This is a genomic window from Deltaproteobacteria bacterium, from assembly GCA_003194485.1.
Taxonomy (GTDB): Bacteria; Desulfobacterota; Dissulfuribacteria; order Dissulfuribacterales; family UBA3076; genus UBA3076.
This window is the reverse complement of sequence record PQXD01000001.1, coordinates 46,138-51,173: the sequence shown is the minus strand read 5'-3', so window position 1 is coordinate 51,173 and position 5,036 is coordinate 46,138. Positions and strand designations below refer to the sequence as shown.

General features: G+C 49.1%; 3 protein-coding genes. 2 read left to right on the top strand and 1 reads right to left on the bottom strand.

What is annotated here, in order from left to right; genetic code table 11:
• Positions 1 to 202 precede the first annotated feature (202 nt).
• Both C4B57_00265 and C4B57_00260 read left to right on the top strand, forming a co-directional pair.
• On the top strand, positions 203 to 988 hold the full coding sequence (locus C4B57_00265; protein PXF55926.1) for a DNA-binding protein: 786 nt from the start codon (positions 203 to 205) through the stop codon (positions 986 to 988).
• A gap of 119 nt (positions 989 to 1,107) precedes the next feature.
• The gene (locus C4B57_00260; protein ID PXF55925.1) at positions 1,108 to 1,557 is read left to right on the top strand and encodes a hypothetical protein; all 450 of its coding nucleotides are present in this window, start codon (positions 1,108 to 1,110) and stop codon (positions 1,555 to 1,557) included.
• Positions 1,558 to 1,627: 70 nt separating this feature from the next.
• Here C4B57_00260 and C4B57_00255 read toward each other — a convergent pair whose 3' ends face one another.
• A complete protein-coding gene (locus C4B57_00255) occupies positions 1,628 to 4,450 on the bottom strand; it encodes a hypothetical protein (GenBank protein PXF55924.1) in 2,823 nt (940 codons plus the stop codon).
• Positions 4,451 to 5,036 lie beyond the last annotated feature (586 nt).

Here is a 5,036-nt window from a genome sequence, read left to right as displayed (position 1 = left end):
AATTGAGGAGTTGACTCAAAAAATGGTTGCTCTATGAAAGAATCTTCAGACCAATGGCAGTAATTGTATGGCAAGCAGCCTACCCGGTGCTTGCTGCCTGTATCTTATATGAAATATCCAGTTTACCCAACAAAAGTGTTGCGTAACATGCAAAAGCAATATACTGTCAACAAAAAAATATCAAGAAACAGGTGAAAATAGAATGATCAAACAAATCAGGGCAATAAATCTTTTTGGTACCTTTTTGATCCTTTTTTCAGTAGCCGGCATGGTCGCCTGTAACAGCGATTCCAATGAAAAGCCCGGCGATCAGGCCGCTGTCAAGATGAACGTCCTCTCAGGCAAGGTGGCAGAAACCATGAATAGCGGGGGGTACACCTATATCCTGCTGGACAAGGACGGAGAAAAAATATGGGTTGCAGTGCCTGAGATGCAGGTCTCGCAGGAAGAGGACGTTGTACTCAAACCGGGTATAGAAATGGTCAACTTCACCAGCAGCACCCTTGATCGCACCTTTGAAAGGATCATACTGTCCGCCGGCCCTGTCTCTGAAAAAGGTGAGCCGGTTGAAGAAGGTATGGAAATGCCCCGCGGAGATCTCACGATGGGCATGATGAAGGCTCCTGCAGCCGGCGGAATGGGTGTCAGTACACCGATTGGAGATGTAAAGGTCGAAAAGGCCGCAGGCCAGGATGCATACACGATTGCCGAAGTTTACGAAAAAAGATCCGATCTCTGTAACAATAAAGTAACTGTGCGCGGCAAGGTCGTAAAAGTCCTTCCCTCAATCCTGGGAAAAAACTGGATTCATCTGCAGGACGGATCAGGGGATGAAAAAAAAGGAAATTACGACCTTGTTGTAACATCCCAGGATCTGCCTTCGCTTGGAGATGTCATTACTATCAGCGGCACACTATACACCGACAAGGATTTTGGGGCGGGCTACAGATACAATGTAATTGTCGAGAAAGCGAGTATTACCAAGTGAAACGGGTAAGGCAAAGAGGTTCACAGGTTCAGGGTTCAAAGGTTCACAGGTTCAGGGGTTCAGGGTTCAAAGGTAACCCTGAACCCCTGAACCTGTGAACGCTTACAGAGGTTTTTCCCATGCGCAGAGCAAAAGACATCATGACATCACCTGTAATCACGGTTCACCCGGACACATCGGTGCCGGATCTTGCCAGACTGCTTTCTGAGTACCGCATCAACGGGGTGCCAGTGGTGGACGATGCCGGAAACCTCGTTGGGATTGTTACAGAGGCCGATCTTATAGACCAAAACAAAAAGCTGCACATCCCCAGTGTTATATTTTTTCTGGATTCGCCCATCTTTCTGGAAAATCCGAAAAAATTCGATAAAGAACTCAGGAAGATGGCAGGCACCACGGCTGAAGATATCTGCACACGGGATGTTGTCACGGTAAAGGACGAAACTCCTATTGACGAGGTGGCAAATCTCATGGCGGAAAAACGGATAAATACAATCCCCGTTATGAGGGAAGGAAAGATGGCCGGAGTAATCGGCCGCGGTGACCTTATCCGGTCGATTGTGTCTTGATTCCCGCGCAGGCAGGCGAACACTCCCCTCCTTTTCCCGGACTCCTGATAACCAGGGACTCCAGGGCTGATCAAAATTGAATCTTGCCATATTGGCCAGTGATACCGAAATTATTTCCGTATTCCGGCTCGACCGGTCCTTCGACTGTCTGATGGTCATATCGGCCTTCGCTGTCGGCGCCCTGGACATCCGGGTTCCATACATTCCCCTCGGCATGGACAAGACGGTTCATATAGTTTGTCAGGCCGACGCGGGTATTATTACGGATGACATTATTGCCCGGATGCATCTGGGATCCCAGTACCACATACCCTGCATCATGGACCTTCACTCCCTGCTGGTTACTCTCTATGCTGTTGTTGAATACGTATAATTTGGCGTTGTGGCTGGAAATCCCCGTACCGTTTCCGGTAATCGTATTTCCGCCACCTTCGGCCTCACCTATTCTGACCGAAACGGTCTCTTCAAACTCGTCATTCAGTTTACCAACGATCGAGACGCCGTCTCGGATATTGTCAATGATATAGTTCCCAATAAGGGTCGTTTCTACTGAACCGGAGTCACTCCTGTACATAATCAACAGGCCGTCCTGGTTGTGAGCGATGGTGTTTCGTTCAAGGATGGAATGTTCGGCAGTCAGATAAATACCGTTTTGGCCGTTCCATTCAAAGCGATTTTGCAGGATGAGGCCTTCGCCATCGCCAGTCAGGTAAAGGCCTTCACGGCTATTGCCATGGAAGGTATTGTCTCTGATTATATACCTGTATCCGTTTCTGGTAAAGAGACCGAGTCCGGTATGATTATTACTGACACAGTTTCTGTAAAAAAAACTGTTTGTGAGACCACCGCCGCTTATGCCTTGACCAACCGCCGCTTGATCCGGATCAAATGTCTTGGAGATCATATTACCAAGAAGAAAGGCGGTACGGCCCCCGGCATTTATTCCTATTTCGAGGTTTTCCCAGAGGTCATTGGATGCCACATAGTTGGAATTGCCTGCCATATCGATGGCTATGCGGTTCTGGAACAGATTATTGTCAACAATCTTCGCATTGACGTTGCCATAGACGTAAATCCCCTTGTCGCAGGCCGATATATCCGATCCGGTTATCACGGGAGAGATCTCGCTATGAAACCCGCTCTCCAGTGAAATTCCTGTCCGGAACCCGGTAACGGCTGTGTCTTCGACACGGACATTGCCCCTGCAGATGATCCCGGTGGCCGGAACGGCTTCACCGGCTGCTCTTTCCTCTCCATAGATCCCGATATTGTTGAGCGACGATCCTTCAGCCATCTCAACGGCGGCATCACCGGGAGAAGAATATTTGACCTGAACGTAACCCTCACATCCTTCAAGATGGACACCTTCACCGACTCTCAAAGGAAAGCGTTCGCCCAGATCCCGGGTGTATCTGCCCCAATGGATATAGATTGTGTCTGAAGGACCGGCCTTGGAGAGGGCACAGGTGATGGTTTGATATGGACTGGCTTCGGTTCCGTCCCCGTGGTCGCTGCCGTCCCGTGCATTCACATGAATGGATCTGCCCGGGACTACCGTGAACTCCTTTACATCTTCTCCGTCCGGCGGCGCAGAGGAAAGGTTCCCGACGACCACCCGGACCGGGCCGGACTGGCCCATAAGGGGCACATTGACTTCGATCTTTGAATGACTCCATGAGACGATATCCCCTTCCGTAGCTGAAATGCCGCCAAACTCCACGCGGCTCAACCCCTGGCCGTCTCCGAAATTCAAGCCGAGAATCGTTACCGTATCGCCGGGCTTTCCCTCCAGGGGACTCAGGGATATGATTTCAGGACAGCCAAGGCTGTGAACGGCCGCAATCTTCGTTGCCGGCGCAGACAGACTGACATATCCCAGGCGGATGTACTGGTCCGCCTCTCTGATCTCGAAGGCCTCCACCGAAGATGGCTGTCCGATGTAAAGCAGGGAAGGACTGGTCCCATCGATAAGGCCGGTTGCAATGGAATAAGGCAGTGAAGTAGAGATCTCGGTCACGAAATCCAGGGACTCCGCGTCATATACCCGAGTCAGCCCCCTGTTGACATAGATCAGGTTGTGCGCCTCATCGTAGACGACCTCCGAACAATTATACGGCACACCCAGAGAGATTGCCTGAATTAACGAGCAAAACCGCCCTGCCTTGTAAACTGAAAGAGATGGTTCCCTGGAGACGAGTCCGTCGCCCCGATCCGTTATGTAGATACGTTCATTTATATAGTCATAGCAGAGGGAGCAGGGATTTGTCGCCGTATTGATGGCATCCACATATTCACGGTGTTCCCCTTCCAGGATCAGAAGGGTGCCGAAGGCTGCATCAAGGACATAGATCAGGTCGTTACGGGCATCATAGGTTATGTCAACGGCATCGGGATAGGGGTTGACGGCATAGAAGACATTGATTTCATCTTTTAAAAAGAGGTCATTGCCGTCAAGGCGAATAAGCGTGCCGTCTCTGTGAAGAATCAGGACCAGGTTGTGGGTTGAATCAACTGCTGCAGCAACTGGTCCTTCATCCGTGGATATCTCTTCGAGACGGTCCAGAATATATTTGCTTTTGAAATAACCCTCTGTAATCTTTTTCATCTTGAACACTGAGAGGGTATTTTCTTCGGAGTTGGTCACATATATCCTTCTGTGTCTTGGATCATAGGTCACGTCCGTAGCGCCGGCGCCGACATCAAACGGAGAATCTTCCACATCCAGTAACTGCCTGTCCTTGTCAAAGTTAAGAACCGTCAGTTTATGGGTATTTCTACTGACTACATAGGCATCAAAGGGGGATGCCGTACACCCCCACAGACTGAGAGAGATCCCCATGGAGATCAAAAGAGCCAGACATTGGAATTGAAAGGCGTATTTTTTCAGTAACATAAGTAACCTCTCTTGTTTCCCAGAAAAGGTCTTCGGAAAATCGCCTTATAGAATAAGTGATCAGGAATCGCTTCTTGAGCGATTCGGAAAGTCAGCCAGCAAGCACCATGTTTTAGAGGAAAGTTAGTCTATAAGGGCCGGAATGTCAAAATTTGCCGGGAATCGGCTGCCCCAAAGCGTTCTGAATGGCCGCAAATGATATTTTCTATTTGTCTGGGGCTCCATGCACCAGCGAACCGGGTGCGGGTCTTTTTTACCGTGCATCCAATATCCTTTTGTGATATGAAATAGTCGAGGTATAGGCCAGATGATTAGTGGGTCCGTTTAGGTCTCAGGGTCTATGCTGCTGAAATTAGATCGACCTCTAAGGACTTTCTTCTGTCTATACCCTTTATCCCAAATTATGCACTTCAAACACCGAACAATAAGGAACAAATAGAAAAATCAGTAAGTTATGGTGTATTGTCCAGTTTGGAATGTTCACCCAAAAGGTGCGTTCCACCGGAGTTAAAAATTGTTCGGTATTTGAAGCCACAAGGGGCAGCCAATTTTACCAAATCTGCTTTGTTGTCAGGCACTTGAAGTA

What these genes read in the sequence shown, in the direction of transcription:
- C4B57_00265 (PXF55926.1), top strand. Translation starts at nt 203, where the DNA reads ATGATCAAACAAATCAGGGCAATAAATCTTTTTGGTACCTTTTTGATC.
- C4B57_00260 (PXF55925.1), top strand. Translation starts at nt 1,108, where the DNA reads ATGCGCAGAGCAAAAGACATCATGACATCACCTGTAATCACGGTTCAC.
- C4B57_00255 (PXF55924.1), bottom strand. Translation starts at nt 4,450, where the DNA reads ATGTTACTGAAAAAATACGCCTTTCAATTCCAATGTCTGGCTCTTTTG.